This window comes from Cohnella algarum (assembly GCF_016937515.1).
Classification (GTDB): Bacteria; Bacillota; Bacilli; order Paenibacillales; family Paenibacillaceae; genus Cohnella; species Cohnella algarum.
In genome coordinates this window covers 6,032,958-6,050,739 of record NZ_JAFHKM010000002.1, presented here as the reverse complement: position 1 = coordinate 6,050,739, position 17,782 = coordinate 6,032,958, and the positions used below count along the sequence as shown (strand labels likewise).

13 protein-coding genes and 1 other annotated feature are annotated in these 17,782 nt (G+C 61.0%); of the genes, 12 read left to right on the top strand and 1 reads right to left on the bottom strand.

Annotated elements, in window-relative coordinates:
* The first annotated feature begins 27 nt into the window (after nt 1-27).
* Genes JW799_RS27455 through hemB form a run of 4 tightly spaced genes read left to right on the top strand, consistent with a single transcriptional unit; the run spans nt 28 to nt 4,224 of the window.
* Nucleotides 28-675 (top strand): precorrin-2 dehydrogenase/sirohydrochlorin ferrochelatase family protein, encoded by a 648-nt coding sequence (locus tag JW799_RS27455; RefSeq protein ID WP_080836988.1) that lies wholly within the window; start codon nt 28-30, stop codon nt 673-675.
* Between the two features lie 30 nt (nt 676-705).
* Nucleotides 706-1,644: a hydroxymethylbilane synthase gene (gene hemC, locus JW799_RS27450; protein WP_205432685.1), complete on the top strand. Its 939-nt coding sequence runs from the start codon at nt 706-708 to the stop codon at nt 1,642-1,644.
* Between the two features lie 4 nt (nt 1,645-1,648).
* The gene (cobA, locus tag JW799_RS27445; protein ID WP_205432684.1) at nt 1,649-3,214 is read left to right on the top strand and encodes a uroporphyrinogen-III C-methyltransferase; all 1,566 of its coding nucleotides are present in this window, start codon (nt 1,649-1,651) and stop codon (nt 3,212-3,214) included.
* A 17-nt stretch (nt 3,215-3,231) separates the two neighbouring features.
* Nucleotides 3,232-4,224 carry a porphobilinogen synthase gene (gene hemB, locus JW799_RS27440; protein ID WP_205432683.1) on the top strand — a complete coding sequence of 331 codons (993 nt, stop codon included), beginning with the start codon at nt 3,232-3,234 and terminating at the stop codon, nt 4,222-4,224.
* A 38-nt stretch (nt 4,225-4,262) separates the two neighbouring features.
* Here the strand turns inward: hemB and JW799_RS27435 are convergent, their stop codons facing one another.
* On the bottom strand, nt 4,263-4,925 hold the full coding sequence (locus tag JW799_RS27435) for a Crp/Fnr family transcriptional regulator (protein WP_080836994.1): 663 nt from the start codon (nt 4,923-4,925) through the stop codon (nt 4,263-4,265).
* Between the two features lie 89 nt (nt 4,926-5,014).
* Here JW799_RS27435 and hemL point away from each other — a divergent pair, with 89 nt between their 5' ends.
* From hemL to JW799_RS27395, 8 genes are all read left to right on the top strand, one after another.
* Nucleotides 5,015-6,316 (top strand): glutamate-1-semialdehyde 2,1-aminomutase, encoded by a 1,302-nt coding sequence (gene hemL, locus JW799_RS27430; RefSeq protein ID WP_205432682.1) that lies wholly within the window; start codon nt 5,015-5,017, stop codon nt 6,314-6,316.
* A 175-nt stretch (nt 6,317-6,491) separates the two neighbouring features.
* Complete coding sequence (locus JW799_RS27425) at nt 6,492-8,003, top strand: LysM peptidoglycan-binding domain-containing protein (RefSeq protein WP_205432680.1); 1,512 nt, start codon at nt 6,492-6,494, stop codon at nt 8,001-8,003.
* Nucleotides 8,004-8,204: 201 nt separating this feature from the next.
* Nucleotides 8,205-8,449: a binding site (T-box leader), on the top strand.
* Nucleotides 8,450-8,497: 48 nt separating this feature from the next.
* A complete protein-coding gene (locus tag JW799_RS27420) occupies nt 8,498-11,164 on the top strand; it encodes a valine--tRNA ligase (RefSeq protein ID WP_205432679.1) in 2,667 nt (888 codons plus the stop codon).
* Between the two features lie 14 nt (nt 11,165-11,178).
* Nucleotides 11,179-12,576, top strand: a complete 1,398-nt coding sequence (locus JW799_RS27415) for a bifunctional folylpolyglutamate synthase/dihydrofolate synthase (protein WP_205432676.1) — start codon at nt 11,179-11,181, stop codon at nt 12,574-12,576.
* On the top strand, nt 12,527-13,972 hold the full coding sequence (gene murC / locus JW799_RS27410; RefSeq protein WP_205432675.1) for a UDP-N-acetylmuramate--L-alanine ligase: 1,446 nt from the start codon (nt 12,527-12,529) through the stop codon (nt 13,970-13,972). The genes JW799_RS27415 and murC overlap by 50 nt, the downstream gene beginning before the upstream one ends.
* Before the next feature lie 1,072 nt (nt 13,973-15,044).
* Complete coding sequence (locus tag JW799_RS27405; protein ID WP_205432674.1) at nt 15,045-16,514, top strand: SPOR domain-containing protein; 1,470 nt, start codon at nt 15,045-15,047, stop codon at nt 16,512-16,514.
* Between the two features lie 341 nt (nt 16,515-16,855).
* Nucleotides 16,856-17,098: a DUF4321 domain-containing protein gene (locus JW799_RS27400; protein ID WP_080837006.1), complete on the top strand. Its 243-nt coding sequence runs from the start codon at nt 16,856-16,858 to the stop codon at nt 17,096-17,098.
* An 18-nt stretch (nt 17,099-17,116) separates the two neighbouring features.
* Nucleotides 17,117-17,734 (top strand): Maf family protein, encoded by a 618-nt coding sequence (locus tag JW799_RS27395; RefSeq protein ID WP_205432673.1) that lies wholly within the window; start codon nt 17,117-17,119, stop codon nt 17,732-17,734.
* Nucleotides 17,735-17,782: the final 48 nt, after the last annotated feature.

The window sequence follows — 17,782 nt, the reverse complement described above, 5'->3', positions numbered from 1 at the left end:
TTTGCGTTCGGACGGAGGAAAGCCGGCATGTGGTATCCGGTCATGCTGAACATGCAAGGCAAACGCTGCCTCGTCGCCGGGGGAGGGGCGGTCGCGGAGCGAAAAACCGCGGGCCTGCTCGACGCCGCCGCCGACGTGCGGGTCGTCGGCCCGGCCCTTTCCCCGAAGCTGCGGGAATGGGCGGCCGCGGGCGCGATTCGAGCTTGCGAGCGGCCGGTCGAAGCGGCGGATTTGGACGAGGCGGATTTCGTATTCGCGGCGACGGATCGGCCGGAGACGAACCGGTGGATCGCGGAGCACGCCCGCGCGCGCGGAATCCCGGCAAACGTTGCGAGCGACGGGGAAAGCGGGGATTTTTTGACGCCCGCCGTCGTTCGCCGCGGGGATCTCGTGCTGGCCGTCAGCGCGACCGGCGCCGGGCCCGCGCTGTCGTCGCGGATCGCGAAGGAGCTCGAAGCCCGTTACGGGGCGGAATATGAAGGAATCGCGCGGCTTTTGCGAACGGTCCGCGGCGAAGTCAAATCCGCCGTCGAAGACGCGGCGGAGCGCCGCCGGCTGCTGCGGGCGGCCGTCAGCGACGAGGCGCTCGAGCTATGGCGGCGCTTCGCTGACGGAGAAGAAGAACCGGACGCGGCTTCGCTGCTGCGCCACCTTGAACGGATATCCGAAACCTAATACTTATCGCCTAAGCAACGGGAGGACGCCATGCGCACCATTATCGTCGGCAGCCGTCAAAGCGCGCTCGCCATGACCCAAACCGGACAAACCATCGAACTTCTGAAAGCGGCATCCGCCGCCTCCGGACTTGACTTCGAATTCGAAGTCAAACCGATCGTCACGAAGGGCGACCGCATTCTGGACGTCACGCTCTCCAAAGTCGGGGGCAAGGGCCTGTTCGTCAAAGAGATCGAACAGGCGCTGCTGGACGGCGAAATCGACTGCGCCATCCACAGCATGAAGGATATGCCGTTCGATCTGCCGGAGGGGCTCGTCATCGGGGCCGTGCCGCCGAGAGAAGACCCGCGCGATTGTCTCGTCAATCTGCACGGGTATACGGTAGCCACGCTGCCGCAGGGCGCGCGCGTCGGCACGAGCAGCTTGCGCCGCGCCGCGCAGCTGGCGGCGCTTCGGCCCGATCTGCGCATCGAGTCGCTCCGCGGCAATATCGATACCCGGCTGCGCAAGCTGGAAACCGAAGGCCTCGACGCGATCGTGCTGGCCGCGGCGGGACTGCGCCGGATGGGCTGGGGCGAGCGGATCACGGCGTACGTCGAGCCGGACGAATGCCTGCCCGCCGTCGGACAGGGAGCGCTTGCGATCGAATGCCGCGGGGACGACGAGGCGCTGCTGAACTTGCTGTCGCGGCTGAACGATCCGCGAACGGAGCGCGCCGTGCGGGCCGAGAGGCGTTTTCTCGGCAGGCTGAACGGCGGCTGCCAGGTGCCGATCGGCGCCTATGCGGAAGCCGAGTCCGACCTGCCGGATGCCCGCATCCGCATGACGGGCATGGTGGCTTCGCCCGACGGCGCGACGCTGCTGCGCGCCGAAGCCGACGGCGCCGACCCGTTTGCGGTCGGCGACGACGTCGCACGGCAGCTGATCGGACGGGGAGCGGACAAGCTGCTGGCGGAAGCGAGGGAATAGGACGATGGGCGTGGGGAAAGTTTACTTGGTCGGAGCGGGCCCCGGCGATCCGAAGCTGATTACGGTGCGCGGGCTGGAAGCGCTGCGGCGCTCCGACGCGATCGTCTACGATCGGCTCGCGGGACCGCAATTGCTCGGGCAGGCGCGGGCCGACGCCGAGCGAATTTACGTGGGCAAACGGCCGGACCGCCACACGATGAAGCAGGAAGAGATCAACCGGCTGCTCGTGAGGCTGGCGCTGGAGGGCAAAACCGTTTGCCGGCTGAAGGGCGGCGATCCGACCGTGTTCGGCCGGGTCGGCGAAGAGGCGGAGCTGCTGAAGCAGAACGGGATCGCCTACGAGATCGTTCCCGGCATCACGTCCGCGATCGCGGTGCCCGCCTATGCCGGCATACCGGTCACGCACCGCGACCTGGCTTCCTCGTTTTCGATCGTGACCGGCCATGAAAGCCCGGACAAGCTGGACCGGTCGATTTATTGGGATAAAGTGACGAACGCGACCGGCACGCTGCTTTTTCTGATGGGCGTGGCCAAGATCGGCTACATCAGCGAGCAGTTGATCAAGCACGGACGCTCGCCCGATACGCCCGTCGCGCTCGTGCGCTGGGGAACGCGGGCCGAACAGGAGACGCTAGTCGGCACGCTCGAGGATATCGAGCGGAAGGTGATCGAGGCGAACTTCGAGCCGCCGGCCGTTATCGTCGTGGGCGAAGTCGTTCGCCAGCGGGAGACGCTGCGCTGGATCGAAGACAAGCCGCTGTTCGGCTGCCGGATTCTCGTGACGCGAGCGAGATCGCAGGCGAGCGAACTCGCCGGCAAAATCGACGAGCTGGGCGGGGAAGCGTACGAGTTTCCGACGATCGAAACCCGGCCGCAGCAGAATCCGGGAAGGGTCGAACGGATCGGGGCGGCGCTTGCGGAAGCGGAAACTTACGACTGGATCATTTTGACGAGCGTCAACGGCGTCGAATTTTTTTTCCGCTGGCTGGAGGCCAATCGGGTCGATATCCGGAGATTCCACCGGGCGTCGTTCGCCGCGGTCGGCCCGAAAACGGCCGAAGCGCTGCAAGCCCGGGGCATCGTGGCGGACGTGCTGCCCGAAAAGTTTCAGGCGGAGCATTTGCTCGAAAGCTTGAAGAGCAGGCTCGTTTCCGGGCAAAAGGCGCTCCTTCCTCGCGGCGATCTGGCCCGCAAGCAGCTTCCGAAGGAGCTGAAGGCGCTGGGCATCGAAACGGTCGAGCTGGATCTTTACGAAACGGTTTTGCCGGTCGTGCAGGACGAGCTGCTGCCCGAACTGCTGAGGGAGGGCGCCATTCATATCGTGACGTTTACGAGCTCGTCGACGGTGACCAACCTTTTTGCCGCCCTGCGCCAAGCCGGCATCGACGACCCGCTCGCGCTGCTGGAAGGCGTCGAAGCGGCCTGCATCGGCCCGGTCACCGCCATGACGGCGGAGGGACTGGGGCTTAAGGTGACGATCGCGCCAAAGGAAGCGACGATCGACGGGCTCGTTCAAGCGATCGTCGACCGCAGACGGGAGCTGCTTCGGCAGTCCCGAACCATCAACTAGCAGGAGGCGTGTCCATTATGGCTTTTCCGATTCATCGTCACCGCCGGTTGCGGCGCACCGAAGCGCTGCGCAATCTGGTCAGGGAGACGCATTTGCACGTTCACGACCTGATCGCTCCGATTTTCGTCATTCACGGGGAAAACGTCAAAAACGAAATTCCGTCAATGCCGGGCGTTTATCACTGGTCGGTCGACCGGCTCGAAGAAGAAATCCGTTCGATCCAGGAACTCGGCATTCAGGCCGTCCTTCTATTCGGCATTCCTTCGCATAAAGACGACGTCGGCACGGGAGCGTTCGAGGAAAACGGCATCGTACAGCTTGCGACGCGCAAAATCAAGGCAATCGCCCCCGAGCTTGTCGTCATCGCCGATACGTGCCTTTGCGAGTTCACCGATCACGGGCACTGCGGCGTTTTGCGCCATGACGGCGGCAATCATGCCTTCGTCGACAACGACGCGTCTTTGGAGCTGCTCGTGCGCACGGCGGTTTCGCAGGCCGCGGCGGGGGCCGACATCATCGCCCCGTCCAATATGATGGACGGGTTCGTCGCGGCGATTCGCCAAGGCCTCGATGCGGCGGGATTCGACCATATTCCGATTTTGTCGTATGCCGTCAAATATTCGTCCGCCTACTACGGTCCGTTCCGCGAGGCCGCCGACTCGGCGCCCCAGTTCGGGGACCGCAAATCGTATCAGATGGACTGGGCCAACGCGCGGGAAGCGCTGCGGGAAGCCGAGTCGGACGCAGCCGAAGGCGCCGACATGCTGATGGTCAAGCCGGGCCTCGCTTACCTGGACCTTGTGAAGCTTCTGAAGGAACGGTTCGACTTGCCGCTCGCGGTTTACAATGTCAGCGGGGAGTATTCGATGGTCAAGGCGGCCGCGCAAAACGGCTGGATCGACGAAAAGCCGATCGTCCTGGAGACGCTGACCGGCATGAAGCGGGCGGGGGCGGACATGATCATCACGTACCACGCGAAGGACGCGGCCCGCTGGCTGCGGGGGGAGTAAGCCGGAAGGCCCGGCTCTCCCGGCCGCCCGGCAGGGAATCAGGATTTGAGCTTGGAGAGGTTCAGCTTGTATTCGTTGATGCCGAACGAAAGCACGCCTTTGCTTTCGAGCTCTCGCAGCACGTCGGACAGCAGCGCTTTCGTAACGCCCGCCTTCTGGGCGAGCTCGTCGAAATTGAGAGCCACGTGGATGGAAATTTGGAGGCCGTCTCGTTTTCCGTGCTTGTTGGCGAGCTGGATGAGATTTTTAAGGACGCGGGTCCGGCCGTCGAGAAACGTCAAGTCGTTCACGTGTTCGTTCGTCTCGCGCAGCCGGTTGCACAGCTCGCTCAAAATGCCTCGGGTAATGTCGAAATGAGCTTCCAGCAACGCCATGAAATCGTGATAAGAGATTTCGAGCACCAGCGTCGACTCCAGCGTCTGGGCGGAAGCCGAGCGGGGACGTCCGTCCAGCAGGGCGAGCTCCCCGAAGCTGTCGCCGGCCGCGGCGACGGTGAGCACCTTTTCTTCGCCGGAAGAGCTGCGGGTAAACAATTTGACCGAGCCGCTGAGCACGATATAGAACGTGGAGCCGGGCTCTTTTTCGTGAAAAAGCACCGTGCCCGGAGCGTAACTGCGGCTGTTTGCGATTTTGTACACATGTTCGAGCTGCTTGTCGCTAAGGCCGTCGAACAGGGCGACGTTTCTGATCCATTGGATCATCGGGGTTCCTCCGTAATGTCAGTATCCAATCATATCCTGAATAGTTTACCACAGGCTTTTCCAAATCAGATAGTGGGGATGTGCCGAAAATGACCGAAAATAGTCGAATTCGCTCCGATTCGCGCTCGAAGCAAGCGTTCGAAAGAGCCAAGCGCTCGATTCCGGGCGGCGTCAACAGCCCGGTCCGGGCATTCAAATCGGTCGGTTTGACGCCGCTCGTCGTCGAACGCGGCGAAGGCAGCCGCATTTACGATATCGACGGACAGGCGTATGTCGATTACGTCTTGTCGTGGGGGCCGCTGATCGCCGGCCACGCGCATCCCGAAGTCGTCGAAGCGATCAAGCGGACGGCGGAAAAGGGGACGAGCTTCGGCGCTCCGACCGAGCTGGAAACGGAAATGGCGGAGCTCGTGTGCGAGCGGGTGCCGTCGGTCGAGGTCGTTCGGATGGTCAATTCCGGAACCGAGGCGACGATGAGCGCCCTGCGCCTGGCGAGAGGCTACACGCAACGCAGCAAAATTTTGAAATTCGAAGGCTCCTACCACGGCCATGCCGACAGCCTGCTGATCAAGGCCGGCTCGGGCGTCGCGACGCTCGGCCTGCCGGACAGCCCCGGCGTGCCGGACAGCGTGGCGAGCCATACCGTGACGGTGCCGTATAACGATCTGAATGCCGTCAAGGTCGCGTTCGAGAAATTCGGCGAAGAGATCGCCGCGGTCATCGTGGAGCCGGTCGCCGGCAACATGGGCGTCGTCCCTCCGCTGCCGGGGTTTCTTGCCGGCCTGCGCGAAGTGACTTCGAAATACGGGGCGCTGCTTATTTTCGACGAAGTGATGACCGGCTTCCGCGTGCATCTGAACTGCGCGCAGGGCCTGTACGGCATTACGCCGGATTTGACGTGTCTCGGCAAGGTGATCGGCGGCGGGCTTCCGGTCGGCGCGTACGGCGGCCGCCGCGACATCATGGAAAAGATGGCCCCGGTCGGGCCGATCTACCAAGCCGGAACGCTGTCGGGCAATCCGCTCGCGATGTCGGCGGGATTGTCCACCTTGAAGCTGTTGAACGAGGCGTCCTACGCGTACATGGAACGGCTTGCGATCCGTCTGCAAAACGGTTTGCAGCAAGCGGCGGCCGATCGCGGCGTCGCCTTGACGATCAATCGGGTCGGCTCGATGGTTTGCCCGTTTTTTACGGACAAGACCGTCATCAACTACGAAGCGGCCAAAGGATCCGATCTGGAGCGGTTTCGCGCCGTATTCGCGCGGCTGCTTGACGCGGGAGTCAATATCCCCCCTTCGCAGTTCGAAGGCTGGTTCCTTTCCATCGCGCATACCGAGGCGGATATCGATTTTACCGTCGAGGCGTTCGCGGCGGCGCTGGCGAAAATTTAATTTTTTTTGAAATCCGTCGACACCCCGTGCGTTTTGGCTTCGCTGCCGCGCGCCGGGGTGTTGTTTTTCGTTTCCGCAGGCATGCCCGACTTCGGACAGCATATAGATAACTAATGAGCTGTGCAGGCCCCGTCCTTTTGCGGGGCGCTTTAACCCCGAAAGGAGGACTGAAGTCGTGACGGAATCGTTAAACGGCTTGCGATTCGATATTTACGAACGGATTCAACTGTCTGAAGACGCGGCGTCCATCGATCAGCTGGAAGAGATCGAACTCGTTCCCCACATGCAGGCGCTGCCCCAGGAGGATCAGGTGCTGCTGAAAGGCCATTTGCTGCTGACGGGCGTTTACCGATCGCAGGAAGAGCCTTCCGCGCTCAGCCAGCTGGAGCACTGGATTCCCGTGGAAATCTCGCTGCCGCTCAGCCGGGTGCAGAGCAAGGACGAACTTGCCGTCGAGATCGACAATTTCGACGTCGACGTGCTGTCGATCCGTTCGCTGAACGTCACCGGCGTGCTGTCGCTGCGCGGGCTGCAAGTTTCCGCTCCGCAGGCGCCCGTATGGCGGGAAGACGGGTTTACCGTCGTTCACCAGGCTCCGGTCGCCGCGCGCGAGCGGCAGGCCTCGCCGGAAGCGTTCGGAGACGTGACCCCGTACCGGGATCGGACGTATGGCGAGTCGAGCGAGGAAATTTCCCCGTTCGGGGGGAAAGATGCCTACCGGGAGCAAGACTCCGGGCCGATCGGGGAATCCTGGGGGCAGCCGCAGGCCGATGATTCGGCGGATCGGGATTACGGCCAAGCGGAAGCTTTCGCTCAACCGCAAAATTTTTATTATTCGCAATCGCCGCCTTTTGAACCTTCGACGACTTACGATGCGGGGACGGACAAGGAATACGCGGCGGAGCGGCCCGCGGGACGGGAGAACCCGAACTCTCCGTACGCCGCGGATGCCCGGGATGAGGATGCGGCGCTCTATGGGGCGCCCGATCGATTCGATTTCGCCGGCGTGAAGGACGGCGGCTCGTATCGGGAAGGCTTCCGGACGGAGCTTCAGCCGGAACCGGAAGGAGAGCCGGAACCGGTTTCGGGTTCCAAGGCGAAGCCTGAGCCGTCGTCCGAACCGATCTCGGTTTCCGCGGCGGAACCCGAGCCGCAGCACAAGCCGCATGCCGAACTGCAACTGCAGGCCGAACTGCAGGCCGAATTGCAGGCTGAACCTCAAGCTGAACCGCAAGCCAATGAACCGCAGGCCGAACCGATTGCCCTTCAGCCGGAGGATCATCCGCCGCAGCCGCGGGAGCCGAAAATCGCGTTAACGGCGAAGTCGGCCGATTCGGCGAACGCGGAGCCCTCCTATGCGTCGGGTCTCGGCCTGTTGACGCAGTTGGGCGAAAAGGCGTCCAAGCGCGAGCCGGAGCCGGCCGCTTCCGCTTCCGCGCCGGCGGATGAGCCGTCCCTTTCGGCCAAAGCGCCGGAGGCGGGCGACGAAATCGAGTGGACGCGGCTATTCCTGTCCAAAGGCGGCGAGGAACAATCGTTCCGCAAATTGAAGCTTTGCATCGTGCAGCGGGAAGATACGCTCGAAGCGATCGCCGTCAGGTACAACGTTCAGCCTAGAGAGCTGCAATTGTACAATCGGCTCGCCGAGCCTCATGTCGTCGAGGGCCAAGTCATTCATATTCCGTAATTTCGGCCGCTTCGCGGAATCGGGAGTTCCGCGGGGCGGTTTTCATTTTTTCTTCAGAATGCTTTAGTTCATGATTCCAACGGAGTGAAAGAGAAACTTGCGGACAGTGGCGAACCCTGCGAGCATTAGCGGGAACTATGGATACGCTCGGGCGTTTGCCCTCATATTGACTGGAAACGTCCATACGGGTATGATAGGAAAATAAAGACGAGGATAGGGAAGAGTACGCAGTTTACGCCTACAGAGAGCGGTCCCGCTGCATCCGGCAGCGCTGGAAGGGAGCCGCAGGACGGTAGCTTGCGGAAGTCGCCCTGGAGTCTCCCGTTTGAACGATCGCGCAGTAGAACGGGACGGCGGCAGCCGTTAACATGCGCTTGAGTGCCGAGCGGCCGGTGGGCCGAGCGGAATGAAGGTGGTACCACGGAAGCGAACCTTTCGTCCTTTGCGACGGGAGGTTTTTGTATTTTTGTCCCTTATGGAGGTTGTGTCCGACGATGAGCGAGTCCCAAGAAAAAACGACCGTCGAAATGCCGACGACGTACGATCCGAAGTTAGCCGAGCAAAAATGGTACGAAGCCTGGCTTGCCGGCGGGTATTTCCAAGCGGGGAAGCGGCCCGACGCTCCCAAATACACGATCGTGATCCCGCCGCCGAACGTGACGGGCATGCTGCATATCGGCCATGCGCTGGACTTCACGCTACAGGACATTCTGATCCGTTTCAAGCGGATGCAGGGCTTTGACGCGTTGTGGCTGCCGGGCACCGACCACGCGGGCATCGCCACGCAGACGAAGGTCGAGCAGAAGCTGCGCGAGGAAGGCAAAAGCCGGTACGATCTCGGGCGGGAAGCCTTTTTGGAAAAAGTGTGGGAATGGAAAGAGCTGTATGCCGACACGATCCGCAGCCAATGGGCCAAAATGGGCCTGAGCCTCGATTATTCGCGCGAGCGCTTCACGCTGGACGAGGGCCTGTCGAAAGCGGTGCGCGAAGTGTTCGTCCGTCTCTATGAGAAGGGGCTTATTTACCGCGGGAAACGGATTATCAACTGGGACCCGGCGGCTCGCACCGCCTTGTCCGACATCGAAGTCGAATATAAAGAGGTCAACGGGCACCTTTATCACCTCCGTTATCCGCTGGCGGACGGAAGCGGCCATTTGACGGTGGCGACGACGCGGCCGGAGACGATGCTGGGGGACACGGCCGTCGCCGTTCACCCGGAAGACGAGCGTTACAAGCACCTGATCGGCAAAATGCTGCGGCTCCCGATCGTGAACCGCGAAATTCCGATCGTCGGCGACGAATACGTCGACAAGGAGTTCGGCAGCGGAGCGGTGAAGATTACGCCGGCGCACGATCCGAACGACTTCGAGGTCGGCCAGCGTCACGATTTGCCCCAAATAACGGTCATGGACGAAAGCGGCCGAATGAACGAGTTTGCCGGTCCGTACCAGGGGATGGACCGGGCCGATTGCCGCAAGCAAATCGTCAAGGATTTGCAGGAGCAGGGCGTCTGCGTCCAAATCGAGGACCACGTTCACCAGGTCGGCCACAGCGAGCGTTCGGGCGCCGTCGTCGAGCCGTACTTGTCGACGCAGTGGTTCGTCGCGATGAAGCCGCTGGCGGAGAAGGCGATCGAATCCCAAAAGTCGGGCCAAGGCGTCAACTTCGTGCCGGACCGCTTTGAGAAAATTTACTTGCACTGGATCGAGAACGTGCGTGACTGGTGCATTTCCCGCCAGCTGTGGTGGGGGCACCGCATTCCGGCCTGGTACAACGCCGAAACCGGCGACATGCATGTCGGCATGGAGGCGCCGGAAGGCGCGGACAAGCCGGACAGCGTCTGGAAGCAGGACGAGGACGTGCTCGACACGTGGTTCAGCTCGGCGCTGTGGCCGTTTTCGACGCTCGGCTGGCCGGCCGAAAGCGACGATTTCAAACGCTACTACCCGACCGACGTGCTCGTAACCGGCTACGATATCATCTACTTCTGGGTCGCGCGGATGATTTTTACCGCCCTGGAGTTTACCGATGCCATTCCGTTCAAGGACGTGCTCATTCACGGTCTCGTGCGCGACGCGGAAGGCCGGAAAATGTCCAAATCGCTCGGCAACGGCGTCGACCCGATCGAGGTCATCGAGCAGTACGGCGCCGATGCGATGCGCTTTATGATTTCGACCGGAAGCACGCCGGGACAGGATTTGCGCTTCCGGCTCGAGAAGGTCGAGCAGGCGCGAAACTTCGCCAACAAGATTTGGAACGCTTCGCGCTTCGCGCTCATGAACCTGGAAGGCTTCCGCGCGGAAGACATCGACCTGTCCGGCGAGCTGTCGACGGCCGACCGCTGGATCCTCCACCGGTTCAACGAAACCGCGCGCGACATTACGCGCTTGATGGAAACGTACGAATTCGGCGAGACGGGAAGGCTGCTGTACAACTTCCTGTGGGACGATCTGTGCGACTGGTATATCGAATTCGCGAAGCTGACGCTGTACGGCCAGGATGCCGCCGCGAAGCGGAACACGCAATCGGTGCTCGCCTATGTGCTCGACCGCACGCTGCGACTGCTGCATCCCTTCATGCCGTACATTTCGGAGGAAATCTGGCAGCACTTGCCGCATGAGCCGGGCGAAACGATCACGCTGGCTACATGGCCGGTCTACGACGCGGGCTTCGAGGCGCCGGAGGCTGTCCGCGAAATGAACCTGCTCATGGACGTTATCCGCGCGGTGCGCAACGTCAGGGCGGAAGTGAACGTATCCCTCGGGAAAAAAATCGAGCTTCTCGTCAAGCCGACCGGCGAGTCGGAAAGCGAAATATTGCGGCGGAACGAGCCGTATTTGCACCGGTTCTGCAATACGTCGAATCTGACGCTCGACGGCGGGCTTACTCCTCCGGACAAGGCGATGACCGCGATCGTGACGGGGGTCGAGCTCTACTTCCCGCTGGCGGGCCTGATCGATATTGCCCAGGAAATCGCCCGCCTGGAGAAGGAACTGGACCACCTGAACAAGGAAGTCGAACGCGTGGAGAAAAAGCTGGCCAACGAAGGCTATCTCGCCAAGGCGCCGGCCCACGTCGTCGAGCAGGAACGGGCGAAAGGCGAGGATTACCGAGACAAGCGCGATAAGGTGGTCGCCCGGATCGCCGAGCTTCGGAGCTAACGGAGGAACGTTTCATGAACAGCGAAAACGAAGACAACCTAGAGACGACAGGCGCGTTTCAATCCGCCGGAGAGGCGGTGGCCTGGATTACGGGCCTGATGCCGACGGTCGGCATCAGGCCGGGCCTGGACCGGATGAACCGGCTGCTGGAGTGGCTCGAACATCCGCACCGCCGCCTGAAATTCATCCACGTCGCAGGCACGAACGGGAAAGGCTCGGTTTGCGCCTATTTGACAAGCGTGCTTCGGAGCGCGGGGTACGACGTCGGGACGTTCACGTCGCCGTATATCACGTCGTATTCCAACCGATTTCAATATAACGGCGAGGACATTCCGGACGACGTGCTGCTTCGGCTCGCCAACCGGCTGAAGCCGCTCGCCGACCGGATGGCCGAGACCGAGTGGGGCCCGCTGACGATGTTCGAAGTAACGACCGCGCTGGCGATTCTGTACTACGCAACCGTCTCGTTTCCCGATTTCGTCGTCTGGGAAACGGGCCTCGGCGGACGCCTCGACGTGACGAACGTGGTGACGCCGATCGCGAGCGTCATTACGAACATCGGGCACGATCATATGGATTTGCTCGGCGACAGCCTTGCCGAAATCGCCGCCGAGAAAGCGGGCATTATCAAGGCGGGGGTGCCGGTCATTTCCGCGGCGAGCCAGCCCGAGGCCGTCGAGACGATCCGGCGGACGGCTGCGGCCAAGCAAGCGACGCTTTATTTGCTCGGCGAACGGTTCTCTTACGAAACGATCTCCGTTTCGGAAAACGAACAGCGATTTGCGTTCCATGGCCCGTTCCGCTCCCTTTCCGAGCTGGCGGTGTCGCTGAACGGCTCGCATCAGCAGACGAACGCGGCGGTGGCGTTGATGACGCTGGAAGTGCTGCGGCAATATTACGCGGTTATCGTCGACGACGACCAGTTGCTCGCGGGTCTGCGAAATACGTCCTGGCCCGGCCGGCTGGAAATGGTGTCGCGGCAGCCGCGCATTTTGCTGGACGGCGCTCATAACCCGGAAGGGATGGAGGCGCTGGCGGCCGCTTTGCGGGACGTCTATCCGCACGAGAAATTGAACGTCGTGATCGGGATGATGCCTAACAAGAATCACGAGCAGACGTTGCGGCATATACTACCATTGGTGAATTCCCTCATCGTTACGGAGCCGGATTTCCACAAAAAAATGAAGGCTGCGGACTTGGCCGAAATAGCCCGGCGATTGAAGAAAAGCGGCGACTCGGGACCCGAAACCGTCATCGTCGAACCCGATTGGAAACTCGCTTTGGAAAAGCTGCGTAGGCTTGCCGACGACAGCCCCGATCGCACGCTGTCGGTCGTAACCGGTACGCTGTATTTGATCGCCGATGTCCGTTCGTGGCTGCTCCATCAAACGAATTCTGAAAAAGGCTGGTGAAGCGTCGTTGCGAACGGCAGAACGCGTTCATTTTATAGGGATCGGCGGTTATGGGATGAGCGCCATAGCCAGGGTCATGCTGGAAATGGGGTATGAGGTGACGGGTTCGGACGTCGCCAGGCAAGAGTTGACGGAGAAGCTTGCCGCCAAAGGGGCGCAAATTTTTATCGGGCACCAGCCCGAATACGTCAGGGGCGCCAATCTGGTCGTCTACTCGACGGCGCTGCCCAAAGACAACGTGGAGCGGGTCGAGGCGGAAACGCTCAACATTCCGACGCTGCACCGCGCGCAAATGCTCGCCCGGCTGCTGAACGACCGCAAGGGCGTGGCGGTGGCGGGAGCGCACGGGAAAACGACGACCTCTTCGATGATCGCCCTCGTCATGGAGACGTGCGGCCTGGACCCGACGTACATTATCGGCGGCGAAATCGTCAACGTCGGCACGAACGCCAAAGCCGGCAAGGGCGATTACGTCGTCGCGGAAGCCGATGAAAGCGACGGCTCGTTTTTGCAGTATCGTCCGGCGATCGCGGTCGTGACCAACATCGAGGCCGATCATTTGGAAAATTACGACGGCGACTTCGGCAAGCTTAAGGAAGCTTACACCGAATTTCTCGGCCACGTCCGGCCGGGCGGCTGCGCGGTCGTCTGCGCGGACGACGACGAAGTTCGGTCGATTCTCCCGAAAGTTCCGGCTTCGTCGAGGACGATTACGTACGGAATCGACCGGGAAGCCGATTACTCGGCGGCCGATATCGAGCTCGGCGATCGCTGCGCGAGCTACAGCGTGCTTAAAGACGGCCAAAATCTCGGCACGATCCGATTGTCGGTTCCGGGACGGCACAACGTATACAACTCGCTGGCGACGGTGGCCGTCTGCCTGGAGGCCGGCGTGCCGTTCGAGCGGATTGCGGAAGCCATCGTGCAGTTCCGCGGCGCCAAACGCAGGTTCCAGGTGCTCGGAGACGTGGACGGCGTGCTCGTGATCGACGATTACGCGCACCATCCGACGGAAATCGAAGCGACGATTCTGGCAGCCAAAGCGACGGGCAAACGGATTATCGCCGTTTTTCAGCCTCAGCGCTATTCGCGGACGTTTTTCCTGCTGGACGCGTTCAGCAGAGCGTTCAAGGACGCGGATGAGGTGCTCATTACCGATATCTACTCCCCGGCTGGCGAGAAGCGGATCGAAGGCATCCATTCGAAAAAGCTGGTCGAGCTTATCGAGAGCAACAGCAATGCCAACGTCTCCTACGTTCCGACGAAGGAAGAGGCGCGGGACTTGCTCGCTTCGCGCGTCGCGCCGGGCGATCTGGTGCTGACGATGGGCGCGGGCGACATCTGGAAAGCGGCGGACGGGCTTGTCCGGCTGCTTCGGGACCGCCAGGGCGTTTGAGCGTACGGAGCGTAAGCTTTCTCTGCAAGGGAAGGCACGGCCGGATTGCACAGGGGTGCAGACGGCCGTGCCTTGTTTCGTTCAACGAAGAGAGCATTTAGCCATCTCGCTTCCTCCGCACGCGCGCCAACCATCCATTTGAGTCGTGATGACTCATCTCGCCTCGCCAAACGCATGCAGCCGCACGCACTTGAGTAAATATTGCCCATCTCGCTCCCTCCGCACGTACGCCAACGATCCATTTGAGTCGTGATGACTCATCTCGGCCCGCAAAACGCATGCAGCCGCACGCACTTGAGTAAATATTGCCCATCTCGCCCCTCCCGCACGTACGCCGACGATCCATTTGAGTCGTGATGACTCATCTCGGCCCGCAAAACGCATATTTATGGCGGTCGATGGCGGTGCCAATGCCTTTGGGGAGACACCTTCTATTCCATTTTATAGGCAAAGCCCGTTTGCAAAGCATCAATCTCTCAAAATGAGAGCGTCACTCCTTGCGTTACGCCGTAAATCTCCGCCATTTATGATCCCCGGGAGTTCTCTTAACTCCAAGAACGTTCACAGGCGTAATTCGTATAGGCGACGAATGGGATAACTGACGAATGGGATCCGGTCAGCGTTTAGGAGGTTTCCCTATGTTGGATTTCTTCCAACCGGCTTGGTCCGAATCGAGAGAATGACTGGTTATGCTGGATTTTATCCAACGAGGAACGGGGGAATCGAGCTCTTTTCTCAAAAAGGCGTCATTTGATTGGATGAAATCCAACGTATTCGGCGCTCCCGCAAAAAGAGCCGCTTTTGATTGGAAGAAATCCAATGAAGCTCCGCAATGGGCGTTGAGTTCAGTCGGAGCTTTGCAGGTACGGCGGGATCGTGGGAGTTTTGCAAGTACGACGTGGTTGGGAGGAACTTTGCAGGTCGGCGGTACTGGAGGGAACTTTGCGGGTGCGACGGGCTTGGGCGGAGCTTTGCGAGGTTTTTGCTGCTTGAATTCGAGGTTGTCCATCATATTTTCCGCTTGTCTCTCATAGATTAGGGTGAGAACGAGGGACAAGGGGAGACGGTCGATATGCAGCAAAAGGCGAGAATGACGTTCCGATTCGACGGGACGAGTCCCCGGGAAACGAATCGGGAGCCCGCGGGTGCCGAGCACAGCGAAACGGGAAAAAGGTCTGCGGCAAAACCCGAGGCCGGCGCAAAACCGACTGACGGGAAAAACGCCGATTACGAAGAAAGCACGCCGGCGGCCCACGAGTGGCAAGCCTGGCATAGTCCCTATCAGGACGATATACGCGCACTGGAGGAAATCATCCGGAATCCAAGGCGGGATTTCGATCGAAAACCGCCGCAGCCCGAAGCGAGGACGGTCGAAGCCGGGAAGGAAAAAGCGAAGCGCGGCGAGCATCCGCACCCGGAGGAGCCCGTTGCGGAAACCGGGAAGCTTTACTCGTTTTCCGCTTATATGCAGCCGAAAACGGACGAATCGATTCCCGTCCGCGGCCAAAACATAACCTGGAGCTTCCCTTCCGGGGAACCGCCGACGGTTCGCGGCTACGACGCCGTCGAAAGCGGCGAAGGGCGCGATCCGTGGGAAGAAGGGGAGGAGGACGGCCCCTTCGCGGATACGTGGAACGGCACCCGCTCTCCGGAAAGGACACCGTCCTGGTGGCGAGTGATCGCTTCGGTCGCCGGAGCCTTGCTCACGGGCGGTTTGTTCGGCTATTTGCTGCTGAATTTGTTTGCGGGAGAGCCGTTGTTTCCCGCCGAAGACGAGTATGGCCGCTCGGAAAGCGTCATGGCCCCGCTCGCGTCGGACGGCCCGGCCCCGGCTTCCCCGGCAGGGACGGGGATCGACGCGTCGGGAGCGCCGGCAGCGAATCCCGAGGCGAACGATCCGACCGACGCCGCTGCTCAAGCGGCCGAGGTACCCGGGTTTACTTTCCATATGCTGCAATACGGCGTTTTTCGCACCGAAGCAAGCATGCAGGAGGCTTTGGCTGCCCTGGATGCGAAAGGGGTGGCGGCCGCCGGGGACACGACGGACGGCTACCGGGTATTCGCCGGGGCGGCGGCAACGAAGGAAGAGGCGGAACTGCTGGCGACGCAGCTCAACGGGACGGACGTCTACATCAAGCCGATCGAGAGCGTCAAGCTCAGCTTTTCCGGGGCGCAGTCGGAGCCGAATTTGCCGGAGTTTCTGGATACAAGCTCGGCGCTGTACTTGAAGCTGATCGGGATGACGTCGGACGCGCTGACGGCGGCGAATCCGCAGCCGTTTTCATCCGGCGATATGCAGACCGTGGAAACGCTGCGAAACGCATGGACGGGGGCGGCCGGCTCCGTCGACGAGTGGGACGCACAATTGAGGCAGCCGGCCAAAACGGCGGCGAACGAGCTGAACGAGGCGCTGAAAAGCCTGGCCGCATATAATGAAAAGCCGGACCGGTCGACGCTGTGGAGCGTGCAATCGTCGGTCATGTCCGCGGTGCTGGCCGACAGGCAGCTTCGGATGACCGTTTCGCTCGAGAGCGGAAGCTGAACTTCGGATGCGCTTCGTCGGAAATGCGTCCGATCCGGCGAAGCTGCCGTTTTACCCAAAAATCGCATATGTCGACCGGGCAGCGAATGAAGAAATCGTTCGCTGCTTTTGGATTTCCTCCGATCGCGGACGGTGCATGAAAACGGGTCTCCCTTATTTTTGGCAAAATGCGAACATATGTGCTATAATGACTGCAATAAGGGTCAGGCGAACGGATTCCCGCGGCATTAGGCCGTTAGTCGCAACGTTCAAAGACGTTCCTATTGGAGCATTGTGCGACGGGACGCAGGGCCGTATAATGAATGAATCAGGTGTCAAAAATTGGTGGGAGACGTTGAATCGTGAAGAAAAACGGCTGGATTTTGCTGTTATTCGTGTTTTTGGGCCTGATTGGAGGCGCATTGATCGCCCGCTGGCTGGAACGCGTGCCGGGCTTGTCCTTTTTGACGCGCACCGAGCAAGTAAACCTGTCGCCGTCCGTCGATTTGCTGGTGCTTGATTTCAACCTTCAATTCGGATTGAACGTAAGCCTGCTCAGCATCATCGGCGCGGTGCTGGCTATTTGGCTGTACAGAAGAATGTAACGAAAGCGGGAAAAGCTTATGAACGAGCTTCAATCGGCAAGCGAAGTGACTCTTATTCTGGCATCCGCTTCTCCGCGAAGGCAAGAGCTGATCCGGCTGCTCGGACTGCCGGTCGTCATCCGGCCGAGCGATACGGACGAAAGCACGCCGCCGGAATGGACGCCGCCCCAAGTAGTCGAGCGGCTGTCGCTGCGCAAGGCGGAGGCCGTCGCGGAGACGCTTCCGCCCGCGGCCGGCGAAGGCAGGCGCATCGTCGTCGGCAGCGATACCGTCGTCGCCCTGAACGGCGAAATCATGGGAAAACCGAAAGACCTGTCCGACGCCGTTGCGATGCTGCGGCGCCTTTCCGGCCGAACGCACGAAGTGTTTACCGGCGTGACGTGCCTCGAACCTGACTGCGGGCGGTCCGCGACCTCTCATCGGGTTACGCGCGTGCGGATGAAGGAGCTTTCCTCCGATCAGATCCGCCGTTACGCGGAAACCGGCGAGCCGATGGACAAGGCCGGAGCCTACGGCATTCAAGGAATCGGTTCCTTGCTGGTCGAAGGAATCGAGGGGTGCTACTTCAATGTCGTCGGGCTTCCGGTTTCGCTTGTCGCGGACATGCTGGAGCCGTTCGGCCTGCGATTTCCGTAACGATTGCCCGACGACGTTTAGCCGAAACCCGCGGCCGACGCGGACTAG